Below are 24,674 nucleotides of genomic sequence, written 5' to 3'. Positions count from 1 at the left end.
AGCCCGACTTATGCCACTCTCACTTCACTATCGGGTTATTCCGGGCCCGCTTCCGCCCATCCTGGCGCGGTCCGCCGCCGCCGTGCCGTGGTTCCAGCCCTCGGCGTCCGTGGCTCCGCGCACCCGGCTGGTGGTGGTCCGCGGGAACATCCGTTCGGCCGCGTCGGTAACGGCAACGTCCCGCGCCGCGAGCACCGGGAGCAGTCCCCGTGCGGGGGCCTCGCCGTCGCCCCCCGCACGGTCGCCGGTGTCTGCGGCCGCGGTGACCCGGGCGGTGTCCGCCGTGAGCCGGCTGCCGAGGCGCTGGGCGTACGCCATCAGGAAGGACTGCCTGAAGGTCTTGGTCCGCTTGCGTCCGGCGGCCCGCTGGCCCGCCTCCGCCTTCGTCATCGCGGCGGTGCCCTGAACCAGGAGCGAGGTGAAGAGCAGTTCCACGGCCTCCAGGTCCGGCTCGAAGCCGACGACCGTGGTGAAGCCGAGATCGCTGTTCCACACGGCCCGGCAGCGGTTCGCGGAGGCGACCGAGTCGAGCAGGATCGCCTTGGCGCTCTCGTACGGGGCGTCGACGCCGATCCGGCAGGCCCCCGGAGCCCCGCCGCCGCCGTGCGTACGAGCGGCGAGCAGGGCCTCGTCGATGCTGTGCCGGGCCATCAGCTCCTGTGCCTTCGTGGTGAGGGCCTCCGCCTCCTCCGGGAAACCGGTCGCCTCCGCCTTGGCGAGCAGGGCCCTGATCCGGGTGAGCATGCGGGGTTCACCGTGGACGGGCGGGAGGTGCGGGCTGTCGGCCGCCGTGCCGGGCGGCGGGCCGACGGGTTCGATCACCGGGAGCCGCAGCAGCAGGCGGTACAGCTCCAGGACCGCGGAGGCGTACGTGAAGCGGTCGGGCCGGTTGCGCGGCTCCGGCGCGGGCAGGGCGGCGAGCTGGTCGGCCCAGCGCGGCGGGAGCCGCCCGTACCGCGCGGTCTCCGCGGTGATCAGCGCGGAGACGAGGGCGGCCCCCGTCCCGTCCAGTTCGCGCCGGACGAAGCGGACGAGGTCGGCGGGCTGCCAGCCCCGCGACCAGGCGCGCCGGACGAACTCCTCGCCGCGCCGGTGCAGCTCCTCGTCGGCCGAGGGGTCGGCGGCGAGGAGGGAGGCACCGGCGTCGAGGCCCGCGTCGCCGTCCGCGTAGAGGGCCGCCGCACACGCCTGGTCGATCACCGATTCCATCAGGTCAGGGTAGGCGGCGGCCGGTGTCCGGCCGCTCCCCGGGGAGCCCGGGCAGCAGCACGAGCTTGCCGCGTACGTGTCCGGCCTCGCTCAGTTCCTGGGCCCTGGCAGCGTCCCGGAGCGCGAACGTCTGCGCGACCGGGATCCGCAGCTCGCCGACCGCGGCCATGGCCGCGTACTCCGCGAGCCGTTCGCCCTCGTACGCGGACGCGCCTCCGCCCGCCGAGAACGCCACGCCGTACTTCGCCGCGTCCGCGTCGGCGATGGTGACGACGCGGTCGGTGCCGCCGCGCAGCTCGACCGAGTCGGCCAGCGCCCCCTTGCCCGCGGCGTCGAACACCGCGTCCACGCCCTGCGGCACCGCCGCGCGCACCCGTTCCACCAGCCCCTGCCCGTACGCCACCGGGACCGCGCCGAGCACCCGGAGGTAGTCGTGGTTGGCCGGCGACGCCGTCCCGACGACCGTGGCACCCCGGGCGGTGGCGAGCTGGACGGCGGCGGAGCCGACCGCACCGGCCGCCCCGTGCAGCAGCAGGGTGTCGCCCTCGGCCACCGCGAGTTCGTCCAGCACCCGGGCGGCGGTGGCCGTCGCGACCGGCAGGGCCGCGGCCTCCTCCCAGCCGAGCCCCTCCGGCCTGGGTGCGACGGCCCCCGCGTCCGCCAGCACGTACGCCGCGTACGCGCCGGTGACACTGCGGCCGAGCACCTCGTCACCGACCGCCGGCCCGGTGACGCCCTCGCCCGTCTCGTCGACGACCCCGGCGAACTCGCTGCCGGGTGTGGCGGGCAGCGGGGTGGGGAAGGCGGCCTCCATCCACCCGTTGCGGATCTTGTGATCGACCGGGTTGACCCCGGCGGCCCTGACCGCCACCCGGATCTGCCCGGGGCCGGGATGGACGTCGTCGACCCAGGTGAGGCGCAGTACCTCGGGGCCGCCGAACTCCTCGTACACGATCGCTTCCATCACCGTCTCCTCCGCGCCTGCCCGCCCGCCTCCGGTACGCGCCACGCGTCCCGCGAGAATCCTCGCGGCTGCGGCGGGCGCTCGCGCGGCGAGCTGGTCCACGGCGGGTGGCGGGGCGCGGTGGGCGGCGGGGGCCCCGGTGGCGGGTGCGTGGTGTGTGCGGGTCGGCTGTCAGTGGCGGGTGCCAGACTCGGCCCATGACCGAACGCTGGGCTGTGGCCTCCACGGAGGCCGGGGGCGCTCTCCTGGTGCCGCTGGAGCGCGACGGCCTGCCCGCGGGTCCCGTCCTGGCCGAACCCGACCTCGTCGAGTCCGTTCGCTCCCGCCCCGACGTGGTCCGGTGGGTCTGGCGGTCGACCGCCGAGATCTACCCCCGGCTGCTCGCGGCGGGCGTGCGCGTCGAGCGGTGCTACGACATGGAGTGTGCCGAGCTGCTGCTGCTCGGCCACGAGGGACGCCTCGGCGAGCCCCGTTCCGCCGCCGCGGCCTGGGCCCGGCTGTGCAACGCCCCCGTGCCGCCCGATCCGCCGCCCCGTTCGGCGGAACCGGGATCCCAGTCCTCCCTCTTCGAACCGCGGGCCGGCACGGACGTGCCGTTCGAGGCGCTCCTCCAGGTCTACGCGGAGCAGCTGCGCCGGCACGACGCGGCCGAGCACCCGGGCAGGATGCGGCTGCTCACCGCCGCAGAGTCCGCCGGGATGCTGGTCGCCGCCGAGATGAACAGGTCCGGGCTCCCCTGGCGGGCCGACGTGCACCGCGAGGTGCTGGGCGAACTCCTGGGCGAGCGCTACGCGGGCGGCGGCGAGCCGCGCAGGCTGGCCGAGGCCTCGGACGAGGTGTCGGCGGCCTTCGGGAGGCGGGTGCGCCCCGACCTTCCCGCCGATGTGGTGAAGGCGTTCGCGCAGGCCGGGATCAAGGTGAAGTCGACGCGGCGCTGGGAGCTGGAGGGGCTCGACCACCCGGCGGTGGAACCCCTGATCCGCTACAAGAAGCTGTACCGCATCTGGACGGCCCACGGCTGGGGCTGGCTCCAGGACTGGGTGCGCGAGGGCCGTTTCCGCCCGGAGTACCAGCCGGGCGGCACGGTCAGCGGGCGCTGGACGACCAACGGCGGCGGCGCCCTGCAGATCCCCAAGGTCATACGGCAGGCGGTCGTCGCCGACGAGGGCTGGCGGCTGGTCGTGGCGGACGCCGACCAGATGGAGCCGCGGGTGCTGGCCGCGATCTCCCGCGACCGGGGGCTGATGGAGGTGGCCGGTCATGAGGGCGACCTCTACAAGGCCCTGTCCGACCGGGCGTTCCAGGGCGACCGTGAGCACGCCAAGCTCGCCCTGCTGAGCGCGGTCTACGGGCAGACGTCCGGCGACGGCCTCAAGAACCTGGCGGCCCTGCGGCGGCGGTTCCCGCTCGCCGTCGCCTATGTGGACGACGCGGCGAAGGCGGGCGAGGAAGGCCGTCTCGTGCGTACGTGGCTGGGCCGGACGAGCCCGCCCGCGGCCGGGGCGGGCGAGGACGAGGAGGCGGGCATCCCGCAGGAGAGCGAGGAGACGCCGCCCGCCGAGAGCTCCGGGGAGTACGGGTTCACGCCGGGGTACGCCTCGTCGAACACCCGGGCGCGGGGCCGCTTCACGCGCAATTTCGTCGTCCAGGGCAGCGCCGCCGACTGGGCGCTGCTGCTCCTCGCGGCGCTGCGGCAGACGCTCGCGGCCGGGGGGATGCGTGCCGAGCTGGTGTTCTTCCAGCACGACGAGGTGATCGTGCACTGCCCGGCGGACGAGGCCCCCGCGGTGGTGGAGGCGATCCGGGAGGCCGGGGAGCTGGCCGGGCGCATCGCGTTCGGCGAGACCCCGGTCCGCTTCCCGTTCACCACGGTGGTCGTCGAGCGGTACTCCGACGCCAAGTAGGGACGGCTCGCCTCCGCGCGGGGGGTTGCGTGCCGGCGTACGGGCGCGCCGGAAGGCCCGGACCGGGAGGGTGTCCCGGTCCGGGCCGTCGCCGCATATCTACCCGCGTTCCCACAACGCGGGGACCTGCGGCGGTTCCCACCCGGCGATGGCCGAATGTGCCTGGAGGCAGCGGTAGGTGACGCCGTCGTAGGTGACGCGGTCGCCCGCGCGGTAGGAGGTCCCGGCCTTCCAGCCGGTGCCCGGCGGGTCGGTCGGCGGATCGGTGGGGTCGGGCGTCCGCGCGACGTCGAGGACGAAGTCGAAGGTGCCCTGCCGCCCGGAACCCGCGGCACGGACGTTCATCAGGAGTGCCGGATCGTAGAGGGCGTCGGTGTTGTTGCGCGGCTCACCCGGGAAGTACAGCTGGGTGGTCAGCACGCGCTGACCCGGCGCCTGGGCCTTCACATGGATGTGCCGGGTGCGGCCGGGGTACAGGCCCGCCACGACCGTGGTCAGGGTGAAGGCACCGTTCCGGTCGGTGAACTGGTGGCCGCGGAAGGCGAACCCCGCCATGTCGTACGCGCCGTTGGCGTCCGCCTGCCAGAAGTCGAGGAGCACCCCCGACAGGGGCTTGCAGGCCCGGCCGAAGACGTAGCCGCTCACCGTGAGCGGAGTGCCGGGGGTGCCCGATGTCACCAGGCTGGTGCGCAGGGGCGAATTGGGCTTGAAGTACGGGCCCTCCATCTGCTCGTGGGTCGGCCCGTCCCCGTCGTCGCAGGCCGGGGTGAGGGCCGGGGGGATGCCGTCCGAGCCGGTGTCCCGGGCGAGTGCGACGCCTCCGCCCGCGACCAGGGGCACGGCGCCCGCGGCGACGGCCGCCCTGAGGAGGCTCTTCCGGCTGATCGGACGGCCGCGGGAGCCGGCGGGGGAGGTGCCGTCGGAACCTTCCGGGGGGGCGGCTGATCTCTCGGTCATGGCTGATTCCTCGGTGTGTTCGGTGTACTCGGAGTGCCCGGAGGGATCGGTCTCCTGGGAGCGGGACGCCGGGTCCGGGGGCGGGACGGGCAGTGGCGTCAGGTCCGCTGCCACAGCGCGGGCACGTTCGGCGGCTGCCAGCCGGCCTGCGCCCGGTGGCCCTGGAGGCAGCGGTAGCTCGCGCCCCCGTACGTCACGACGGCTCCGGTGGCGTACGTCGTGCCGGCGGCCCAGGTCCCGCCCGGCTCGGTCGGCGGGTCGGTCGGGTCGGTGGGCGGGTCCGTCGGCGTACCGCTGGTGACCAGGGTCAGGCCGTACGCCTGGAGCGCGGGGTTGACCGGCTGGTAGTACGTCGTACCGCCCTGGGAGCAGTTGCCGGAGCCGCCCGAGGTGACCCCCTGTGCCTGGCTGCCGGAGATGAACGAGCCGCCGGAGTCGCCCGGTTCGGCGCAGACGGTGGTGCGGGTCACGCCGGAGATGGTGCCCTCCGGGTAGGTGACGCTGGTGCCGTGCTGCTGGATCGTGCCGCAGTGCCAGCCCGTCGTGGAACCGGAGCGGTAGACCGAGGCGCCCGCCACGGACTGGGTGGAGCCGGTGACGGTCACGTCGCCGTTGCCGTGGCCGTTCACCAGGGCGCGGGGCGTCCAGTTGGCGTTGGTGGCGACCCACGCGTAGTCGCGGCCGGGGAAGGTGGAGCCCTGGAAGGAGCCCTGTGCCTGCTGGTTGACGCCGGTGGTGGTCACACCGGGCGTTCCGCAGTGGCCGGCGGTGACGAAGCCCGTTCCGGGTGCCGCGCTTCACGGGGAAGCCGATGGAACAGCGGCCAGAGCCGTTCATGTAGTACGCGTCGCCGCCGCGCAGGTCCGCGTAGGCGCGGGGCCGCTCGGCCGACCGGTTGACCTGGACCAGGTCGCGGGAGACCCCCGCGGCCGTCAGGAAGGCTTCCGCCGCCGCGGTACGCGCGGCGTTGACGACCACACGGTTGGTGCGCACGTCGACGTACCAGGAGGGCACGTCCTGAGGTGCTTCCTCCAACGCCACCTCGTCCAGGGCGGCCTTGGCCGAGTCGAGGCGGTCCAGGCTGTGGTCAACGACCTCGGCCCGGGCCCCTGCGGCGGTGATCCTGGCGGCATCGGCCCGGTCGGTGGTGGCGACGGTGAGGACGGCCGTGTCGCCGCTCACCCTCGCTCCGGCGAAGTCGGCGCCGAGGGACTTCTCCAGCCCTGCGGCGACGGACGCCGCCCGGTACTCGTTGGCTATCCGCGTCTTCGCCTCGGCGGCGTCGAGGCCGAGGTCGCGCCCCATGGCCTCGATCAGCCCGGGCGGAAGCCGGTCGGCCGCGGCCGGTACCGCGCTGCCCGACGGGTCGGCCGAGGCGATGCCGGTCAGCCCGGCGAGGGCGAGCGCGCCCACCGCGAAGGCGGCGGTACCTGCGGCGAGTGCGCGTCTGCGGAGCATGGTTCTCTCCACGTAACTCTCCTTGTTCTCAAGGGGGTTGGACTCCGGGGGCGTGGAGCCCGGCAGGAGGTGGGGAATTGCCGAAAAGGTAGCCGCGCACAACCGGGCCGAGGAGATCCCGTCCGCCCCCTACCGTCGCGTTATGGGGTGTCTCCGAGCAGCTCCGCGCACTGCCGTCTCCTCCGCGCCCTTCGCCGGTGCGGGCCGGAGCGGTATCCGGGTACGGTCCGCCGTCCGCTATAGGCTCCGCCCATGGCGACGCACGAGCACGAGATCACCAAGCCCGTCGACCTCTGTCTGCCCGACGGCTCCCTGAACCCGGCGGCGGTCGGCTGGTCCAGGAAACCGCTGCACCGAGCCAATCTGCGCGGGTGGGGCCGGACGAAGCGGTGGGAGTACTGGTGCGTGACCACGCCCACCCATCTGGTGGCGCTGACCGTGAGCGACCTCGACTTCCTGGCGCTGAACACCGTCTACGTCCTGGAGTACGGGCCCGGGGGGCGCGAGTTCGAGTGCTCCTCGATCGTCCCCGCGGGCCTTGGCGTCCGTCTTCCGGACACCGTCGCCGGGGCACCGGGCTCCGAGGACGTGGCGGTCGGCCCCGCGCGGCCGACCGGCGGCAAGGTCCGTGTCGAGATCCGGGACGAGAACGCCGGGACCCGGCTGCGGGCCCGCTGTCTGACCCCGGACCGGCTGCCGCTGGAGGCCGACATCCTGGTCGCGCGGCCGGAGGGCCACGAATCGCTGTCCGTGGTCGTGCCCTGGAGCGAGCAGCGCTTCCAGTACACCTCCAAGCACACCGCGCTCCCCGCCGCGGGCCGGGTCCGGATCGGCGGCGAGCTCCTCGACTTCGGCGGGGGTGACGACGGGACCTGGGCCGTCCTGGACCACGGGCGCGGGCGCTGGCCGCGCTCGGTCGACTGGAACTGGGGCGCCGCGTCCGGGCGTACGGACGGGCACACGGTCGGCCTGCAGTTCGGCGGGCGGTGGACGGAGGGCACCGGGTCCACCGAGAACGGCCTCTGCGTGGACGGCGGGCTCACCAAGATCGGTGAGGAGCTGGACTGGAGCTGGTCCGCCTCCGACCTGCTGGCCCCCTGGACCGTGCGGGCGCCGAAGTCCGGTCAGGTGGACCTGACGTTCACCCCGTTCCACAACCGGTCCGCGCACACGGACGTCGGACTGATCGCCAACCGCACCGACCAGTGTTTCGGCCACTACAACGGCCGGATCCGCACCGATGACGGCACCGAGATCGCCGTGGAGCAGCTGCTGGGCTGGGCCGAGGATGTCCACATGCGCTGGTGACTCCCCCTCGTGCGAAGGCCCGGGTAGGTTTCCCCTCATGCACATAGGCCCTTTGCTGGGCTCGGGACGCACCGCCGATGTGTTCGCACTCGACGACACCTGGGTCCTGCGCCGCTACCGCCACGGAACCGACGCCACGACGGAACTCGCCGTGATCTCCTACCTCGCCGCGTCCGGATTCGCCGTCCCGCGCATCGGTCCGCCGGCCGGTGAGGCGCTGCCGACGGACCTGGTGATGCAGCGGCTGAACGGGCCGACCATGTCCGAGGCGCTGGTGGCGGGCACGCTCACCGGGGCGGAGGGCGCCGACCTGCTGGCACGGCTCCTGCGGGAGCTGCACGCGATCCCGCCGCGCATCTCCCAGGAACCGACGGACCGGATCCTGCATCTGGACCTGCACCCGGAGAACGTGATGCTGACGGCGCGCGGGGCCGTGGTGACCGACTGGCACACGGCGGCCGAGGGGCCTCCCGCGCTGGACCGGGCCATGTCCTCGCTGATCCTGGCCCAGGTCGCGCTCGCCCCCGGCCCCTTTTCGGGCGAGCTGGTCCACGGTCTGCTCGCCGACCTGGTGGTCTGCCTCGACGTCGACGGCGGGGTCCCCGCCGAAGCCCTCGCCCTCGCCACCGCCCGCCGCGCGGCGGACCCCGGGCTGACCGCGCGGGAGACGGCGGTGCTCGACGACGCGGCGGCACTGGTCGCGAACCTGGCGAGGTGAACGGGCAGCACGGCGGCGACCGGGGCGAGGACGGCGCTCGCGGCCAGCACCCCGCCCACGGCAGCCCAGGGCACGACCACGCGCGGCAGCCGCCCTGCGCACGAGACCGGTCGAGGTGGTGGGCTCCCGCGAGTGATCCGGCGCCCGCTCAGCCGTTGAGGGCGTACGCCAGCGCGACGACCGGGAACGGCCACACCACCACGCCGAGCAGGGCGATCCGGCCCATGGGGCTCATGCGGCGCAGGAAGGGGGCGCGGTACAGCGCGGCCAGGACGGCGGCGCCGACCGCGACCGCCCCGGCCGCCCCCAGCAGGAACGCCACGGGGGACTCCCCGGAGGCCGCACCCCAGAGCGCCACCATGAGCACCAGGAAGGCCGACATGCCGAGGGCGGCGACGGGAACGCACCAGATCAGGGCGACCAGGACGACCATCCGGGTGCGGACGGGGCGGGGGCGCGCCACGGGTGGGGCGAGGGGGGCCGGGGATGCCGGGAACATGCGCGGCTGCCTTTCGGTACTGCGGAGTACGTGCCTCCACCCTGCGGCGGACGGCCCGGCCTCGGCATGCGCGCGGGTACTCAGAGCGTGCGGGTCGCGGCACTCATTCCCGTGCGGGACAGCCCTGCGGGAGGGCCCTGCGGGACAGCCCTGCGGGAGGACCCTGCCCCTGCCGGACAGCCCTACGGGCCTGTCTCGACCGGCAGTTCCGAAGGCCGGCCCCACTCGCTCCACGAACCGTCGTACACGGACACGTCGCGGTATCCGGCGAGTTCGGCGCCCAGGGCGAGGACGCAGGCGGTGACGCCCGATCCGCAGCTGACGACGAGCCGCTCCCGTTCCCCGGCCAAGGCGCGGAAGGCGTCACGGAGTTCGTCCGCCGGAAGCATCCGGCCGTCGCGCTGGATCTCGCCGAACGGCAGATTCAGCGCCCCGGGCATGTGGCCGGCCCGCAGTCCCGGACGCGGCTCGGTCCCCGTACCGGCGAACCGTTCGCGGGAGCGGGCGTCGAGTACGGCCGCTCCCGGGTCCGCGAGGGCCGCCGAAACCGCGCCGCTGCCGACCAGCCACCCGGCGCGCGGGCGCGCGGTGAAGTCACCGGTGCGCCCGGTGCCGCCGGGCGCACGGTCCTCCACCGGCAGCCCTGCCGCGGTCCAGGCGGGCAGGCCTCCGTCGAGCACCGCGACCCGGTCGAAGCCCATCGCGCGCAGCATCCACCAGGCACGCGCGGCGGAGTAGATCCCGGCGGTGTCGTAGACGACGACGGTGTCCGCGTCATCGATCCCCAGGGCCCGCATCTCCTCGGCGAACCGCACGGCACCGGGCATCGTGTGGGGAAGGGGCCCGGCATGGTCGGACAGCGCACCGTCGATGTCGAAGCGACGGGCCTCCGGGATCCGGCACCCCGCTGCGCGATGCGCCCCCACCGAGGCGTCGAGGACCACGAGGCCCGGCCGCCCGACCCGCACCGCGAGCCAGTCGGCACCGACGAGCGGCCCCGGCAGGTCCCCGACGCCCTCGCCCGATCCCAGGCCTACGGCCGTTCCCGCATCCTCGGCCGGTCCCGTCCCCTCGTATTCCGCCACTCCCGCACCGTCGCTCATGCCCACTCGTCTCCCCCTGGTCGTCCGTCATGGTCCGCGCCCGCCACGCGTATCAGCCCCACCACACGCCGCAGGTCCCGATGGCGAAAGTACGCCGCCGGGGCGTCCCGGTGTGCGGGCGGCTCGTGGGCCCGCCTTGTGCGCGAGGTAACTTACCGTCACCTCCAAGGTGATCGGCCGGGACAGCCGGCCGCAGGACCGGAGCGGGACCACCCGGTGCCCGTACGGCAGGGGGGATCACGGACCTTGCGTGCGAAGTCGGTGAAGCCCATCGGCAGGAGGCTAACGGGGTGCCCGGACTCAAGCGCGAGTTGAAGGCGGCTCAAGCGATCCGGACCTCGGGATGCTTGCCCAAGTCGCCGCAGGTCAGGGCGTTCTCATCGCGGGCACCACAGTTGGCCGCGCCGGTTCGCCCGCATAGCATCGGGCTCCGTCGGCGGGCGTGCACCGTAGGGCGAGAGCGCTCTCAGACATCGCTCCCGCGTGTCCTTCCGCGCGTGCCACCGGCTTCACGTGCCCGGCTCCAGACCTGACACCGGCCGTCCACCCGTGACGTGCTGTTCTGCGACGGCAGGCTGGCCGCACCCAACGACGGCACCACCGGTCCCCTCGCGGCCGTCCTGGGCGCCGGCTTCAATCGCTCCACGCTGATCAGCCACCCCGCGCAGCCCACCACGGACCCGGCCGCCTTCTGCCGGACCTCGCCGCTCACCAACCACTACTCCGGGGCGATCCACGCGGCCACACAGGACGGCAAGCCGTACGGCTTCGCCTTCGACGACGTGGCCGACTTCGCCTCGTACATCCAGGACACCGCGCCGACGGGCGCCCGGCTGACGCTGACACCCTTCTAGCCGGAGGCGGGAGGGGCCCGGGCTGTCCCCCGGTCACCAGGTGCCGGTCCGCTGTCCACGTAGGGTTGATCGCTCAGGAGTGCGCCCGCGCGGGCGCCCGGTAGCGGCCCTGGAGGCGGAATGGTCTGGACACGGTGCATGGAGTCGCGGCCCTCCGCGGGGCAGCGGCTGGTGTACTTCCCTCACGCCGGGGGCTCACCCTCCTTCTACCGCGGATGGGGCAAGGCACTCGACGGGTTCGAGCCCCACGCGGTCTGCTACCCGGGGCGGGCCGATCGCATATCCGAATCGCCGGCCACCGATCTGAGAGCGATGGCACGACAGATCGCCGCGGCTCTCCGCCCCTTGGTGGAGAGCCGGCCCACGGCGTTCTTCGGCCACAGCATGGGCGCGATCGTCGCGTACGAGACCGCCTGCGCACTGGAGGAGGACGGGTTCGGCACGACGCATCTGTTCGCGTCCGGCGCCCGGGCCCCGCACCTGATGCGAGGTGATGCCGCCGCGGCAGCCCGGTGGGACGACGAGTCCATCGCCCGCAATCTCGTCGAACTGGGCGGCACTGACGCGGAACTGCTGCGCAACCCCGAATTCATGGAACTGGTGATGCCCTACATCGGGGCGGACTTCCGGATGCTCTCCGCCTACACGGCCGGTGACCGGGCACCGCTGGGCTGCCCCGTCACCGCACTGGTCGGGGAGTCGGACCCCAGGGTCACCGCCGCCCAGGCCGACGCCTGGGCTGAGTCGACCCGGGGACCCTTCCGCAGGGTGACACTGCCCGGCGACCACTTCTACCTGGCCGCCGCCCCGCCCTACGCGGTCATCCGGGAGGCGTCCGCCGGCTGAGGACGGCACCGGGCCGGCGTTCCCCTGGCCGCGATCCCCGGAGAGAGGCCGCAAATCCCTCCGGGGAACGGCGTCGATCCGTCTGAGAACAAACAAAAGCCCCAGGTCACGGCGAGTGAGTCCTGGGGCTTCTGCAGGGCCGCCTTCGGGATTCGAACCCGAGACCTACGCATTACGAGTGCGTTGCTCTGGCCAGCTGAGCTAAGGCGGCACGCTCTCTGTCGCACCATGGTGCGACAGCAGCGACGCCAAGTCTACACAGTTTCGAGGGGTGCTCCGTACCGCCCGCTCCCGTGGCCGTATCCGCAGGTCAGGAGCACTTCTTTCCGTCCTTGGGCGGGGTTCCCTCCAGCAGGTAGGTGTTGATCGCCGTGTCGACGCAGTCGCTGCCCCGGCCGTACGCCGTGTGTCCGTCACCCACGTAGGTGAGCAGGGTGCCGGAGGAGAGCTGCTCCGCGAGGGACTCGGCCCACTTGTACGGGGTGGCCGGGTCGCGGGTGGTGCCGACCACGACGATCGGGTCGGCGCCCTCCGCCTCGGTGCGGTGCGGGGTGCCGGTGGGCTCGACGGGCCAGGAGCCGCAGTTCAGGGCCGCCCAGGCGAAGCCCCTGCCGAAGACCGGGGAGGCCTCCTCGAAGGCGGGGAGCGCTTCCTCGACCTCGGCGGGGCCGGTGAATGCGGGGGCCAGGTCGAGGCAGTTCACCGCGGCGTTGGCGAACATCAGGTTCGCGTACTTCCCGCTCGGCTCACGCTCGTAGTAGCTGTCGGCCAGGGCGAGGAGACCGGAGCCGTCGCCGCGCCGCGCCGCGGCGAGCGCCTCGCGGAGCTGGGGCCAGGCGGACTCGTCGTACATCGCGGCGATCACACCGGTGGTCGCCAGGGACTCACCCAGCTCCCGGGTCTCGCCGGTCGGGACGGGCTCGGCGTCCAGGTCGGCGAACAGCTTCTTGAGGGAGGTCGCGGCGCCGGCGGTGGACGTGGTGCCGAGCGGGCAGTCCCGCTGCTTCACGCAGTCCGCGGCGAAGGACTGGAACGCCCCTTCGAATCCCGCGGTCTGGTCCCTGTTGATGTCGATCGCGGGGAGGGAGGGGTCCATGGCCCCGTCGAGGACGAGGCGGCCCACCCTGTCGGGGTACAGGTCGGCGTACGTCGCGCCGAGGAACGTGCCGTACGAGGCACCCACGTAGTGCAGCTTCTCGTCGCCGAGGAGGGAGCGCAGGATGTCCATGTCCCGGGCCGTCTCGACCGTGGAGACGTGCGGGAGGATCTCGCCGGAACGCTTCTCGCAGCCGTTCGCGAACGTGTCGAAGGCTTTCCTCAGCTTCGTGGTCTCGGCGTCGTCGTCGGGGGTCTGGTCCACCTGCGTGTAGGCGTCCATCTGCTTACCGGTCAGGCAGGTGACGGGCTCGCTCCGGGCCACTCCGCGCGGGTCGATCGCCACCATGTCGTACCGGGCGCGGACCGGGGCGGGGTAGCCGATGGCCGCGTACCCCTGGAGGTAGCCGACGGCCGAGCCGCCGGGGCCGCCGGGATTCACCAGGAGCGAGCCGATCCGCTTGCCCGGGCCGGTGGCCTTCTTGCGGGAGACGGCCAGGTCGACGTCGCCGCCGTCCGGCTTGCCGTAGTCCAGCGGGGCCTTCATCGTCGTGCAACGGAAGCCCTCCACGCCACAGTCCCGCCAGCGCAGCTTCTGCCCGTAGTACGGCTCCAGGTCCTCGGCGGCGGCCGAACCCGTCGCCGACGCGCTGGGCGCCGAACCGCCGCTGCTGCAGCCGGAGACGAGGAGGCCGGCCGTGCCGAGCGCGGTGGCGAAGATGCGGAGCAGGCGCCTGGTGTCCATCCCCGGAGCGTAGCCGCCGGGTGACGACTCAACCGATTCCCTACTCATACGGGTGAATTCGCATGCATGCTGTACGAATCCGCAGACGTGGGCGTGTCGCCCTCCCGGGTCAGCCCGCCCGGAGCGCCATCGTCATCGCCTCCACCGCGAGCAGCGGCGCCACATTGCGGTCGAGCGCCCGGCGACAGGCGATCACGGCCTCGATCCGCCGCAGGGTGCGCTCGGCGGTCGACGACTCGGCGATCCGGTCGAGGGAGTCCTGCACATCGGTGTTCGCGATGGCGATCCGCGAGCCGAGCTGGATCGCCAGGACATCACGGTAGAAGCCGGTGAGCTCGGTGAGGGCGAGATCGAGGCTGTCGCGCTGGGTACGCGTCTTGCGGCGCTTCTGCCTGTCCTCCAGCTCCTTCATCACCCCCGCCGTGCCGCGCGGCATCCGGCCCCCGGCGACGGCGCCGAGCGCCGCCTTCATGTCCTCGGTCTCCTTGACGTCGACCCCCTCGGCGAGCTCCTTGGCGTCCTCGCCGGCCGTATCGACCAACTCCTGGGCGGCCTTGAGGCAGCCGCCGACGTCATGGACGCGCAACGGGAGCTTGAGCACGGCGGCACGGCGGGCACGGGCCCGCTCGTCCGTGGCGAGGCGGCGCGCACGGCCGATGTGCCCCTGGGTGGCGCGGGCGGCGGACGCGGCCCGCTCGGGGTCGATGCCGTCACGCCGGATCAGCACGTCGGCGACGGCGTCGACCGGCGGCGTACGCAGCGTGAGGTGACGGCAGCGGGAGCGGATCGTGGGCAGCACGTCCTCCAGAGAGGGCGCGCAGAGCAGCCACACCGTGCGGGGGGCGGGCTCCTCCACGGCCTTCAGCAGGACGTTTCCCGCGCCTTCGGTGAGGCGGTCGGCGTCCTCCAGGACGATGACCTGCCAGCGGCCGACGGCCGGGGAGAGCTGGGCGCGGCGGACCAGCTCACGGGTGTCCTTCACGCCGATCGAGAGCAGGTCCGTGCGGATGACCTCGACGTCCGCGTGGGTGCCGATCAGCGCCGTGTGGCAGCCGTCGCAGAAGCCGCAGCCCGGTGCCCCGCCCAGGGCCCGGTCCGGGCTGGTGCACTGGAGGGCGGCGGCGAAGGCACGGGCCGCGGTGGCCCGGCCGGAGCCGGGAGGGCCCGTGAAGAGCCAGGCATGGGTCATCTTCGATCCCGGGGGGACCGGCTGCCCCGTGGAGTTGGCGGTGACCAGCGCGTCGGCGTCCCGTGCGGCGGCACCGAGCTGCTGCTGCACTCGGTCCTGGCCGACCAGGTCGTCCCATACGGTCATGGGTCGCCGCCCTTCCGGTGGTGTGGTGCGGAGAAAGCCGGATCCCATTGTGCGGGAAGGCTCTGACATTCCCGGCCTTGCGCCTTCCGCGCCCCCCGTCCGCATGGCCGCATGGCCCGTCCGCATGGCCGAGAGCGGACGGGAAAGCCCCCGGCCATGGCGGCCGGGGGCTTTCGGAAGCGTCCTCAGCCGCGCGGCCGGCGACCGCCCCGGCCCTGGTCACGGTCGTCGTCCTGGCCACCGAGCAGTTCGTCGGCCAGCGTCGGCAGATCGTCGAGCGGCGTCTTCTCCGCCCAGTCGGGGCGAGGACGCTTCGGGCGGCCGGATCGGTCCTGGGCCGACCGTCCCGCCCGCGGGTCCTCGCCGACCTGCGGCAGTTCGCGCGTGCGCTCGTTCTCGTTCTCGGCGGGCTCCGCACGGCGCTGGTCACGGAAGACACCCGGCGGCACGCGGTCCGCCGGGTCCTCGTCCCGGACGGGCGGCAGGACGGTCGTCTCGTCCTCGTCCCGGACCGGCGGCAGGACGGTCGTCTCCTCCGCGTCACGGACCGGACGGTCCGCGGACGGGGTGAGCGGCACCGGCTGGGTGATCTCGTTCGGGTTCACGACCGGGGTCGGAATCGTGAGCTCGTTGTCCGGTACGGACGGGGCGGACCGCGCGGACCGCGCCGACTGCTCGGACCGCTTCCTCGCCGCTTCTGCCTCGGCACGGGTGGCCGCCTCGGCCTCGGCCCTGCGCCGGGCCTCCTCGGCCCGTACGAGGGCCTCTTCCGCCTTGCGCTGCTTCTCCAGGCGCAGTTCCTCCGCCTCCTGGCGGAGCCTGGCCTCTTCCTGGGCCTGCTGACGCAGCCGCGCCTGCTCGGCCTCGCGCACCCGGTCCTCTGCCTCCAGGCGGGCCCGCTCCTCCTCGGCACGGCGGCGGGCGTCCTCCGCGCGCTGCCGCGCTTCCTCGGCCTGCCGCTCGGCCTCGCGCTGCCGCGCCTCCTCCTCCTCGCGGCGCTTGCGCTCCTCCTCCTCGGCACGGAGCTTGGCGAGCTGAGCCTGTCGCTCACGCTCCAGCCGCTCCTCCTCGGCCTTGCGGGCCGCCTCTTCCTCGGCCTTGCGCCGGGCCTCCTCCTCGGCCGCCCTGCGCGCCTCCTCCTGGGCCTTGATCTCGGCCTCGGAGAGCGGGAGGAGCCGGTCGAGCCGGTGGCGCACGACGGTGGTGATCGTCTCCGGCTCCTGGCCGGCGTCCACCACCAGGTAGCGGGTGGGGTCCGCCGCCGCGAGGGTGAGGAAGCCGGACCGCACCCGGGTGTGGAATTCGGCCGGCTCGGACTCCAGCCGGTCGGGCGCCTCGGTGAAGCGTTCCCGTGCCGTCTCCGGGTCGACGTCCAGAAGCACCGTCAGATGCGGTACGAGACCGCTCGTCGCCCACCGCGAGATCCGGGCGATCTCGGTCGGGGAGAGATCGCGGCCCGCACCCTGGTAGGCGACGGACGAGTCGATGTAACGGTCCGAGATGACGATCGCACCGCGCTCCAGCGCCGGACGGACGACCGAGTCGACGTGCTCGGCGCGGTCGGCGGCGTACAGCAGGGCCTCCGCGCGGTTCGACAGCCCGGCCGACGACACGTCGAGCAGGATCGAACGCAGCCGCTTGCCGACCGGGGTGGCCCCCGGCTCGCGCGTCACGACGACCTCGTGGCCCTTGGCCCTGATCCAGTCGGCGAGCGCCTCGACCTGGGTGGACTTGCCGGCTCCGTCGCCGCCCTCCAGGGCGAGGAAGAAGCCGGTCGCGGCGGGGGCGACGTCCGGGTCTCCGCCGCCGCGCAGCGCCTCACGCAGGTCGCGGCGGAGCGGCACCCCGGCGCGGTCGTCCGTCTTGGCGAGGACGACCACGGCCGCGGGCAGCAGCAGCGCGCCGATGAGCATCAGAGCGAAGGCGGCTCCGCCGTGCGCGAAGACGAACTCGCCGGAGCCCAGGCGGTGCCGTCCGATGGCGGCGGCGAGCAGCGGACCGCCCACCGCGCCGAGCGCGACGAGCACCCGGACGACGGCCTGGAGGTGCTCGGTGGTCCTGGCCCGCCGGACCTCCTCGGTCTCCTGCTCGATCACGGCGTGCCCGATGTGGGCGGTGACGCCTGCCGCGTAACCGGCGAGCAGCGCGATCAGCAGACCGGTCGCCGTGTCCGGGACCAGGCCGAGCGCGAGGAGCGCCACTCCGGTGACGGCGGTGGCCAGGGCCAGCAGCCGACGTCGCGACAGGGTGGGCAGCACCTTCTGCGCGGTACGGATGCCCAGCGCGGTTCCACCGGTCAGGACGAGGATCAGCAGGGCGAAGGTGGCGGGTCCGCCACCCAGGTCGGCCGCGTGCAGCACGGAGACCGCGGCGGCGGCGGCGATGGCCCCGGCGACCGCGGCGCACACGCCGACGACCAGCGGGATGCTGCCGGTGCGGCCCTTGTCGGTACCCGTTCCGGTGGCCGGCCGGCGCAGGCCCTCCAGGGGCGAGCGCGGGCGGGGCGTCGGGATGCCGGGCAGTTCGAGGAAGTACAGGACGGAGATCGAGGCCGAGAAGAGACCGGCCGCGACGTACGAGCCGAGGGCCGCCTGGTGGAAGGAGAACCAGTCGAACCCGGTTCCGAGCAGATCGCCGATCAGCGCGGCGACCAGGAGCACGGCCGCGGCGGCGGGGATCGCCAGGAAGTTTGTCCGCAGGGAGAGCCTGCGCAGTGGATCGAGGTGGTCGGGAAGCGGGCGTACGGCGGCGCCCTCGATGGGCGGGGCGGGCAGCAGCGCGGGGGCCGCGCTCTCCTTGGCCACCGTCCACAGGCGTTCGGCGGCACCGGTCACGAAGACCGTGACGAGGATCATCATGAGTGCCTTGTCCGGCATCCAGTCGATCCACAGCGGGGCGATGACCAGCAGCGCGAGCCGCAGCCCGTCCACCCCGATCATCAGCCAGCGCCGGTCCACGGGACCGCCTGGCGCCGTGAGCGCCGTCAGGGGCCCCAGCAGTACGGCTCCGAAGAGCACGGTGGAAATGATCCGGGCGCCGAAGACGGCGGCGACGGCGAAGGCCGCCCCGCGGTATCCGGCCCCGAAGGAGCCCTCCAGGACCGCCGCCTGCAGCGACAACAGCACGAGCACGAGAAGGGCGAGTGAATCGCCGATACTTCCGACGAGCTGGGCGCTCCACAACCGCTTCAGCGGAGGGATGCGCAACAGGGCTCGTACGGCGCGCTCGCGTGAGTCTGCGGCAAGTGTGTCGGAGGTGGGGCTCACGACCGGTGGCTGCTCGGCTCGCGTCATCCGCCCAGCCTATCGGGAGCGGTGCGGTGCCCGGGGGCCGCGTCCGAACATACGGCCGCCGGGGCACCGGGCGGAGCGCCCTGGGAGGACATTCCCCCGTCCGTGCGCACATGGACGGGGAGGGGCCGGACGTCACGTCCGGCCCCTCCCCCGTGTGTGCCTACGAAGAGGTCAGTCCTCCGTCGACGAAGCGGGGACGGCCTTCTTGGCCGGTGCCTTCTTCGCCACGGTCTTCTTCGCGGTCGCCGTCGTCTTCTTCGCGGCGGTCGTCTTCTTGGCGGCCGTGGTCTTGGCGGCTGTCTTCTTCGCCGCCGTCGCCTTCTTCGCGGGCGCCTTCCTGGCCGGGGCCTTCTTCGCCGTCTTCTTCGCGGGCCCCTTGGCCCGCTTCTCGGCGAGCAGCTCGTAGCCGCGCTCCGGCGTGATGTCCTCGACGCTGTCGTCGGTGCGCAGCGTCGCGTTCGTCTCGCCGTCGGTGACGTACGCGCCGAAGCGGCCGTCCTTCACCACGACCGGGGCGCCGCTCACCGGGTCCGTGCCCAGTTCCTTCAGCGGAGGCTTGGCGGCGGCCCGCCCGCGCTGCTTCGGCTGGGCGTAGATCGCGAGGGCCTCGTCGAGCGTGATGTCGAAGAGCTGGTCCTCGGACGTGAGGGAGCGCGAGTCCGTCCCCTTCTTGAGGTACGGACCGTAGCGGCCGTTCTGCGCGGTGATCTCGACGCCGTCGGCGTCCTCGCCGACGACCCGCGGCAGCGACATCAGCTTGAGCGCGTCGGCCAGGGTCACCGTGTCCGGCGACATCGACTTGAAGAGGGACGCGGTCCGCGGCTTCACCGCGTTCTTGCCCGTCTTCGGCGTGCCCTCGGGCAGCACCTCGGTGACGTACGGGCCGTAGCGCCCGTCCTTGGCGATGATCTGGTGCCCGGTGACGGGGTCGGCGCCGAGTTCGAAGTCGCCGCTCGGCTTGGCGAGCAGTTCCTCCGCGTACTCCACGGACAGCTCGTCGGGCGCCAGTTCCTCCGGCACGTCCGCGCGCTGGTGGCCCTCGGAGTCCTTCTCGCCGCGCTCGATGTACGGGCCGTAGCGGCCGACCCGGAGCTTGATGTCGTTGCCGACCGGGAAGGAGGAGATCTCCCGGGCGTCGATCGCCCCCAGGTCGGTGACGAGCTCCTTCAGGCCGCCGAGGTGGTCGCCGTCGCCGTTGCCCGCGTCGGACGCCGCCCCCGCACCGGCCGCGCCCTCGGCGCCCGCGCCGAAGTAGAAGCGCCGCAGCCACGGAACGGACTTGGCCTCGCCCCGCGCGATGCGGTCGAGGTCGTCCTCCATGCGTGCGGTGAAGTCGTAGTCGACGAGCCGGCCGAAGTGCTTCTCCAGCAGGTTGACCACGGCGAACGAGAGGAACGACGGCACCAGGGCCGTGCCCTTCTTGAACACGTAGCCGCGGTCGAGGATGGTCCCGATGATCGAGGCGTAGGTCGACGGGCGGCCGATCTCGCGCTCTTCGAGCTCCTTGACCAGCGAGGCCTCGGTGTAGCGGGCCGGCGGCTTGGTGGCGTGGCCGTCGACCGTGACCTCGTCGGCGGTCAGCGCGTCGCCCTCGGCGACCTGCGGCAGCCGGCGCTCACGGTCGTCCAGCTCGGCGTTCGGGTCGTCCGCGCCTTCCACGTACGCCTTCATGAAGCCGTGGAAGGTGATCGTCTTGCCGGACGCGGAGAATTCGGCGTCCCGGCCGTCGCTCGCCCGGCCGCCGATCTTCACGGTGACGGAGTTGCCGACGGCGTCCTTCATCTGGGAGGCGACGGTCCGCTTCCAGATCAGCTCGTACAGCCTGAACTGGTCACCGGTGAGGCCCGTCTCGGCCGGGGTGCGGAAGCGGTCGCCGGAGGGGCGGATCGCCTCGTGCGCCTCCTGCGCGTTCTTGACCTTCCCGGCGTAGGTGCGGGGCTTGTCCGGGAGGTAGTTCGCCCCGTACAGCTGCGTGACCTGCGCCCGGGCCGCGGAGATCGCGGTGTCCGAGAGCGTCGTGGAGTCCGTACGCATGTAGGTGATGAAGCCGTTCTCGTACAGCTTCTGCGCCACCTGCATCGTGGCCTTGGCCCCGAAGCCGAGCTTGCGGCTCGCCTCCTGCTGGAGGGTCGTCGTACGGAAGGGGGCGTAGGGGGAGCGCCGGTACGGCTTCGACTCGACCGACCGGACCGCGAAGGTGGAGTCGGCGAGCGCGGCGGCCAGGGCGCGGGCGTTCGCCTCGTCCAGGTGCAGCGTCTGGCCGGACGCCGCCTTCAGCAGGCCGTCCGGGCCGAAGTCGCGGCCCTGGGCGATACGGCGCCCGTCGACCGCGCTGAGGCGGGCGGTGAGCGTCGAGGGGTCGGAGGCGTCACCGGTGCGGCCGGTGGCGAACGTGCCGGTCAGGTCCCAGTACTCGGCGGAACGGAAGGCGATGCGCTCGCGTTCCCGCTCGACGACGAGCCGGGTGGCGACGGACTGGACACGGCCCGCGGAGAGCCGCGGCATGACCTTCTTCCACAGGACCGGCGAGACCTCGTAGCCGTACAGACGGTCGAGGATGCGACGGGTCTCCTGGGCGTCGACCATGCGCTGGTTCAGCTCGCGCGGGTTGGCGACGGCGGCCCGGATCGCGTCCTTGGTGATCTCGTGGAAGACCATCCGGTGGACCGGGACCTTGGGCCTGAGGACTTCCTGCAGGTGCCACGCGATGGCTTCGCCCTCGCGGTCCTCATCGGTGGCGAGGAAGAGTTCGTCGGATTCGGCGAGGAGCTGCTTGAGCTTCCTGACCTGGGCTTTCTTGTCGGCGTTGACGACGTAGATCGGCTGGAAGTCGTTGTCGACGTCCACGCCGAGACGGCGTACCTCTCCGGTGTACTCGTCCGGCACCTCGGCGGCGCCGTTCGGCAGGTCGCGGATGTGCCCGACGCTCGCCTCGACGACGTATCCGGGGCCGAGATAGCCCTTGATCGTCTTCGCCTTGGCAGGCGACTCGACAATGACGAGTCGGCGGCCTGCGGTCTCGCTGGTCGGGGACAACTTCGCTCTTCTCTCCGGTCGGCACTCGTGGGCATCCGGGCAGCGCAGTGACGCTGCCCGCGGTGCTGTCGCTGCGGAGTGTGACGGTACAACCCGCCCCCGTGTCAAACGGCAAAAGCCCGCAACGGCCACTCGAACGGTAACCCGACTTCCGCCATTCCTGCCGCCCGGACTGCCCGGTCCGCGCATCACACGGCTGCCGCCCCGGGGTTTCGGGCCACCGCCGGGGCGTGTGCGGGACGGCCGCCGGCCCTGCCCGCGAGGCGGATCAGACGCGGGTGAAACACCACACGCCGAGAACGAGGAAGAGTACGCCGAAGACCGTGGCGAGAGCGGTGGAGGCGACGGGGCTCACACCGTGGGCGACCGGCGCACGCTGGATGGTGCGCGCCCCCGTCCAGATGAGGAGGGCGGCACCGAACAGTGCGAATGCCGTACCGGCGAAGACCGCGGTGACGCTCTCCATGTCCGTACCCCTCAACCTCTGCGCGCCGGCTGTCGCCCACGCCGCCCGTCCGTGCGGGCGGCCCGTGTGCCCGCGCCGCCCATGCCATCCGTACCGCCCGGCAGAGGGGAGGCTGCCACGCCGGGGCGACGCCTGCACGAACCTCGGGTGAACGTGTCGCAGCCGTCCCGGGAACGACCCCGAGCGGAATCCGCGGACGGCACGGGGCCAGCGGTTCGGGGGAGCGGAACATGCCTGTTCAGAGGGTTGTCGACGGTGAGCCGCGCGGTCTGTCGGCACAGGAGTGGAGCGCGTGGCAGGACCGCGATGGAGTACGGGCCGTGCACGTGGCACGACCACGGTGGGGCACGGGCCGGGCACGCGGCACGACCGCGATGGAGTACGGGCCGGGCCGCGATGGCGTCCCGCACCTCCACGCCCCCCACCGTGCGGTCGGTGATGTCCCGTCGCGTCGCGCGGTCAGCGTTCCTGCGCGGCGTCCCGTACCGGCTCCAGGAAACCTTCCTCCACCAGCAGGCGGATCGCCTGCGGGGTGCGGTCGCGCAGGAGGACGGGATCCTCGGCCATCAGCTGGGCGATGGCGTCCAGGATCCGGCCGGCGGGCAGTGATCCGTCGCACACACCCGCGAACCCCGCGCCGACCGCGTCGACCTTGGTCGCCCGTCGCATCCCCCGGTTCTGACGCAGCACCACATGCTCGGGATCCTCGGCTCCCGGCAGGCCGACCTGCTCCTGCACGACCTCCTCGGCGAGGGTGAAGTGCGCGGCCAGCAGCGCCGCGTCATCGTGCCGGCGCAGATAGTCCTGGCGTACGAAATGGGCCTCGACAGCCGGTCCGAGGGGCTGTTCCACCGGGTGCGGCCACTCCTCGGCCACGACCGAGGCATCCCCGGCGGCGGCCGCCGCGGACTTCCTGAGCGCGATCCAGCCGAAGCCGACGGCCTTGGTGCCGCGGGCTTCGAATTCGTCCAGCCAGGCCTCGTACAGGGAGGCGTACGCGGCGGGGTCCGCACGGTGGTCACCGCTGTCGCGCAGCCACAACTCGGCGTACTGCGTGATGTCCTGCACCTCGCGCTGCACGATCCAGGCGTCACAGCCCCGCGGCACCCAGGAACGCACCCGGTCCTGCCACTCCTCGCCGTCCACGTGCTGCCAGTTGGCGAGGAACTGCGCGTACCCCCCCTCGTTCAGCCGGTCGCCCGCCTGCTGCACCAAGGTCCGGCACAGGTCGTCGCCGCCCATGCCGCCGTCGCGGTAGGTCAGCCGGGCTCCGGGAGAGATCACGAAGGGCGGATTGGAGACGATCAGGTCGTACGTCTCCGTGCCCACCGGCTCGAACAGGGAGCCTTCCCGCAGATCGGCCGGGGCCGCGCCGGACAGGGCGAGGGTGAGCCGGGTGAATTCGAGGGCGCGTGGGTTGACGTCCGTGGCCGTGACCCGGATCGCGTGCCGGGCGGCGTGCAGGGCCTGGATGCCGGAGCCCGTACCGAGGTCCAGGGCAGAGGCCACGGGCCTGCGGACGGTGATCCCGGCGAGCGTGGTGGACGCCCCGCCGACGCCGAGGACGACGCCTTCCTCGTGCGATCCGATCCCACCGGCCCCGCCGACCGCGCACCCCAGGTCGGAGACGATGAACCAGTCCTGGCCCTCCGGCCCGCCGTACGGCCGGACGTCGACGGACGCTCCGACGAGATCGCCCTCACGGACCACCCAGCCGTCCTCCAGGCACTCCTCCAGCGGGAGTGCGAGGGCGGCGGCGGCGGCCGGGACGGAGCGTTGCAGGAGGAACAGCCGCACCAGCGTGTCGAGCGGCGCGTCCCCGCGCGTGGCCCGGAGCGCCGGGACGGTCTCGCTGCGGGCGAGCGCGGCGTAGGCGGGCGCTCCGAGCCGGTCGAGGAGCCCGTCGGCGGTGAAGGCGGCCGCGATCAGGGCGTCGCGGAGCAGGGACGTGCGGGCGGATGCGGGAAGGCTGGTCGTACTCACCCGCCCATTGTGTCCGCTCCCGCCGACAACGGCAGCGGCCCGGCACCCGTGAGGGCTGCCGGACCGCTGTGAACGTGCCGCGGTTGCGGCTTCTCTACGACTTCTCGCTCGCCGAGGCCGACGGCGACGCCGACTTCGACGCCGACGTCGACGGCTTCGCGTCCGGGGCGGAGGCGGGCGGGGCGGAGGCCGTGGGCCTCTGGCAACCCTTCTGCTTCGCCATCGCCGAACCGACCTCACCGGACTGGAGCTTCTTCAGCGCCTGGTCGCCATTGGTGCTGATCTTGTTCAGCTCGTCGGCGATTCCCTTGAGCCCGTCGGCGAATTCCGCCTGGTCCTTCGTGTCGAGCGCGTCGACCTTCGTCTTCAGGTCCGCGTACGCCACGGAGGAGGCGTTGAGCTCCTTCACCGCTTCCTTCTGCGTGGTCTCGCCGTCGTCCACGGGCGGCGGGCCCGCCGAGTCCACGGCTGTGCCCAGCGCCTTGTAGGCCTGCGAGATCTGCTGGAAGGCGGCCGAGTCGGTCTCCTGGACGTCGGCGGGCTTGCTGTTGTCGGCCGTCTGCTGCTGGATCGCGGCGTTGGCGTTCGCGATCTTCTGCAGTTGCGGCTGGACCTGGTCGCAGACCTTCTTCGCCCAGTCGTTCACCTTGTTGTCGCTGTCGTCGCTGCAGCCCGACAGCGTCAGTACGAGTACCGCACCGCCGGACAGTGCGGCTGCAAGCTTCTTGTTCACCGGATTGGGTCCCTTCCAAGGCTCTCGGCCCCGGAACTTACACGCCAAGTGAGCGACATTCAGGCGCCAGGTTTCCGATGTGCGTGCTTTTGCAGCCATTTGCACCAAGGGAAGTGAGGGAGATACAACTCACCTACGGACTGGGGCAGACGCACGGACAACTCCCTCGCACCCATGACACCGACGGT

At 72.9% G+C, this 24,674-nt stretch carries 16 protein-coding genes, 1 tRNA gene and 2 pseudogenes; 5 read left to right on the top strand and 14 right to left on the bottom strand.

The window, feature by feature from the left end:
- Window positions 1-27: 27 nt before the first annotated feature.
- Both ACFWVP_RS20505 and ACFWVP_RS20500 read right to left on the bottom strand, forming a co-directional pair.
- Window positions 28-1,209 (bottom strand): DUF2786 domain-containing protein, encoded by a 1,182-nt coding sequence (locus tag ACFWVP_RS20505; protein WP_384498488.1) that lies wholly within the window; start codon window positions 1,207-1,209, stop codon window positions 28-30.
- A 4-nt stretch (window positions 1,210-1,213) separates the two neighbouring features.
- Entirely contained in the window at window positions 1,214-2,173 is a 960-nt protein-coding gene (locus ACFWVP_RS20500; RefSeq protein ID WP_384498486.1) for an NADP-dependent oxidoreductase, read from the bottom strand.
- Window positions 2,174-2,370: 197 nt separating this feature from the next.
- On the opposite strand from ACFWVP_RS20500, the gene ACFWVP_RS20495 reads away from it, so the two are divergent.
- Window positions 2,371-4,077: a bifunctional 3'-5' exonuclease/DNA polymerase gene (locus tag ACFWVP_RS20495; RefSeq protein WP_384498484.1), complete on the top strand. Its 1,707-nt coding sequence runs from the start codon at window positions 2,371-2,373 to the stop codon at window positions 4,075-4,077.
- A gap of 99 nt (window positions 4,078-4,176) precedes the next feature.
- On the opposite strand, the gene ACFWVP_RS20490 is transcribed toward ACFWVP_RS20495, so the two are convergent.
- Window positions 4,177-5,034 carry a carbohydrate-binding protein gene (locus ACFWVP_RS20490; protein ID WP_384498482.1) on the bottom strand — a complete coding sequence of 286 codons (858 nt, stop codon included), beginning with the start codon at window positions 5,032-5,034 and terminating at the stop codon, window positions 4,177-4,179.
- Between the two features lie 98 nt (window positions 5,035-5,132).
- A pseudogene (locus ACFWVP_RS20485) lies at window positions 5,133-6,504 on the bottom strand (alpha-lytic protease prodomain-containing protein).
- A 240-nt stretch (window positions 6,505-6,744) separates the two neighbouring features.
- On the opposite strand from ACFWVP_RS20485, the gene ACFWVP_RS20480 reads away from it, so the two are divergent.
- Both ACFWVP_RS20480 and ACFWVP_RS20475 read left to right on the top strand, forming a co-directional pair.
- On the top strand, window positions 6,745-7,800 hold the full coding sequence (locus ACFWVP_RS20480; protein ID WP_384498481.1) for a DUF2804 domain-containing protein: 1,056 nt from the start codon (window positions 6,745-6,747) through the stop codon (window positions 7,798-7,800).
- A 37-nt stretch (window positions 7,801-7,837) separates the two neighbouring features.
- Complete coding sequence (locus tag ACFWVP_RS20475) at window positions 7,838-8,518, top strand: phosphotransferase (protein WP_384498479.1); 681 nt, start codon at window positions 7,838-7,840, stop codon at window positions 8,516-8,518.
- Window positions 8,519-8,666: 148 nt separating this feature from the next.
- Here the strand turns inward: ACFWVP_RS20475 and ACFWVP_RS20470 are convergent, their stop codons facing one another.
- The gene (locus tag ACFWVP_RS20470) at window positions 8,667-9,017 is read right to left on the bottom strand and encodes a hypothetical protein (RefSeq protein WP_384498477.1); all 351 of its coding nucleotides are present in this window, start codon (window positions 9,015-9,017) and stop codon (window positions 8,667-8,669) included.
- A gap of 182 nt (window positions 9,018-9,199) precedes the next feature.
- The gene (locus ACFWVP_RS20465) at window positions 9,200-10,048 is read right to left on the bottom strand and encodes a sulfurtransferase (RefSeq protein WP_384498606.1); all 849 of its coding nucleotides are present in this window, start codon (window positions 10,046-10,048) and stop codon (window positions 9,200-9,202) included.
- A gap of 608 nt (window positions 10,049-10,656) precedes the next feature.
- On the opposite strand from ACFWVP_RS20465, the pseudogene ACFWVP_RS20460 reads away from it, so the two are divergent.
- Both ACFWVP_RS20460 and ACFWVP_RS20455 read left to right on the top strand, forming a co-directional pair.
- Window positions 10,657-10,974, top strand: a pseudogene (locus ACFWVP_RS20460) (beta-1,3-glucanase family protein); the annotation flags it as partial.
- Between the two features lie 138 nt (window positions 10,975-11,112).
- Complete coding sequence (locus ACFWVP_RS20455; RefSeq protein WP_384498475.1) at window positions 11,113-11,820, top strand: thioesterase II family protein; 708 nt, start codon at window positions 11,113-11,115, stop codon at window positions 11,818-11,820.
- 137 nt (window positions 11,821-11,957) lie between these two features.
- On the opposite strand, the gene ACFWVP_RS20450 is transcribed toward ACFWVP_RS20455, so the two are convergent.
- The 8 genes from ACFWVP_RS20450 to ACFWVP_RS20415 form a co-directional block, all read right to left on the bottom strand.
- Window positions 11,958-12,031, bottom strand: a tRNA-Thr gene (locus ACFWVP_RS20450).
- Window positions 12,032-12,130: 99 nt separating this feature from the next.
- Window positions 12,131-13,660, bottom strand: coding sequence for an alpha/beta hydrolase (locus ACFWVP_RS20445; protein WP_384498473.1), 1,530 nt, complete (start codon window positions 13,658-13,660; stop codon window positions 12,131-12,133).
- Between the two features lie 109 nt (window positions 13,661-13,769).
- The gene (locus ACFWVP_RS20440; protein ID WP_384498471.1) at window positions 13,770-14,975 is read right to left on the bottom strand and encodes a DNA polymerase III subunit delta'; all 1,206 of its coding nucleotides are present in this window, start codon (window positions 14,973-14,975) and stop codon (window positions 13,770-13,772) included.
- 185 nt (window positions 14,976-15,160) lie between these two features.
- Window positions 15,161-18,268: a dTMP kinase gene (tmk, locus tag ACFWVP_RS20435; RefSeq protein WP_384498469.1), complete on the bottom strand. Its 3,108-nt coding sequence runs from the start codon at window positions 18,266-18,268 to the stop codon at window positions 15,161-15,163.
- A gap of 171 nt (window positions 18,269-18,439) precedes the next feature.
- Complete coding sequence (gene topA, locus ACFWVP_RS20430) at window positions 18,440-21,304, bottom strand: type I DNA topoisomerase (RefSeq protein ID WP_384498467.1); 2,865 nt, start codon at window positions 21,302-21,304, stop codon at window positions 18,440-18,442.
- Between the two features lie 268 nt (window positions 21,305-21,572).
- Window positions 21,573-21,770, bottom strand: coding sequence for a hypothetical protein (locus tag ACFWVP_RS20425; RefSeq protein ID WP_384498465.1), 198 nt, complete (start codon window positions 21,768-21,770; stop codon window positions 21,573-21,575).
- A 459-nt stretch (window positions 21,771-22,229) separates the two neighbouring features.
- Complete coding sequence (locus ACFWVP_RS20420; RefSeq protein WP_384498464.1) at window positions 22,230-23,753, bottom strand: methyltransferase; 1,524 nt, start codon at window positions 23,751-23,753, stop codon at window positions 22,230-22,232.
- A 94-nt stretch (window positions 23,754-23,847) separates the two neighbouring features.
- Window positions 23,848-24,486, bottom strand: a complete 639-nt coding sequence (locus tag ACFWVP_RS20415) for a small secreted protein (RefSeq protein WP_384498462.1) — start codon at window positions 24,484-24,486, stop codon at window positions 23,848-23,850.
- Between the last annotated feature and the right edge of the window lie 188 nt (window positions 24,487-24,674).

Origin of the sequence: Streptomyces sp. NPDC058637 (genome assembly GCF_042717325.1) — a bacterium.
Classification (GTDB): domain Bacteria; phylum Actinomycetota; class Actinomycetes; order Streptomycetales; family Streptomycetaceae; genus Streptomyces.
This window is presented reverse-complemented; position numbering and strand designations above follow the sequence as displayed.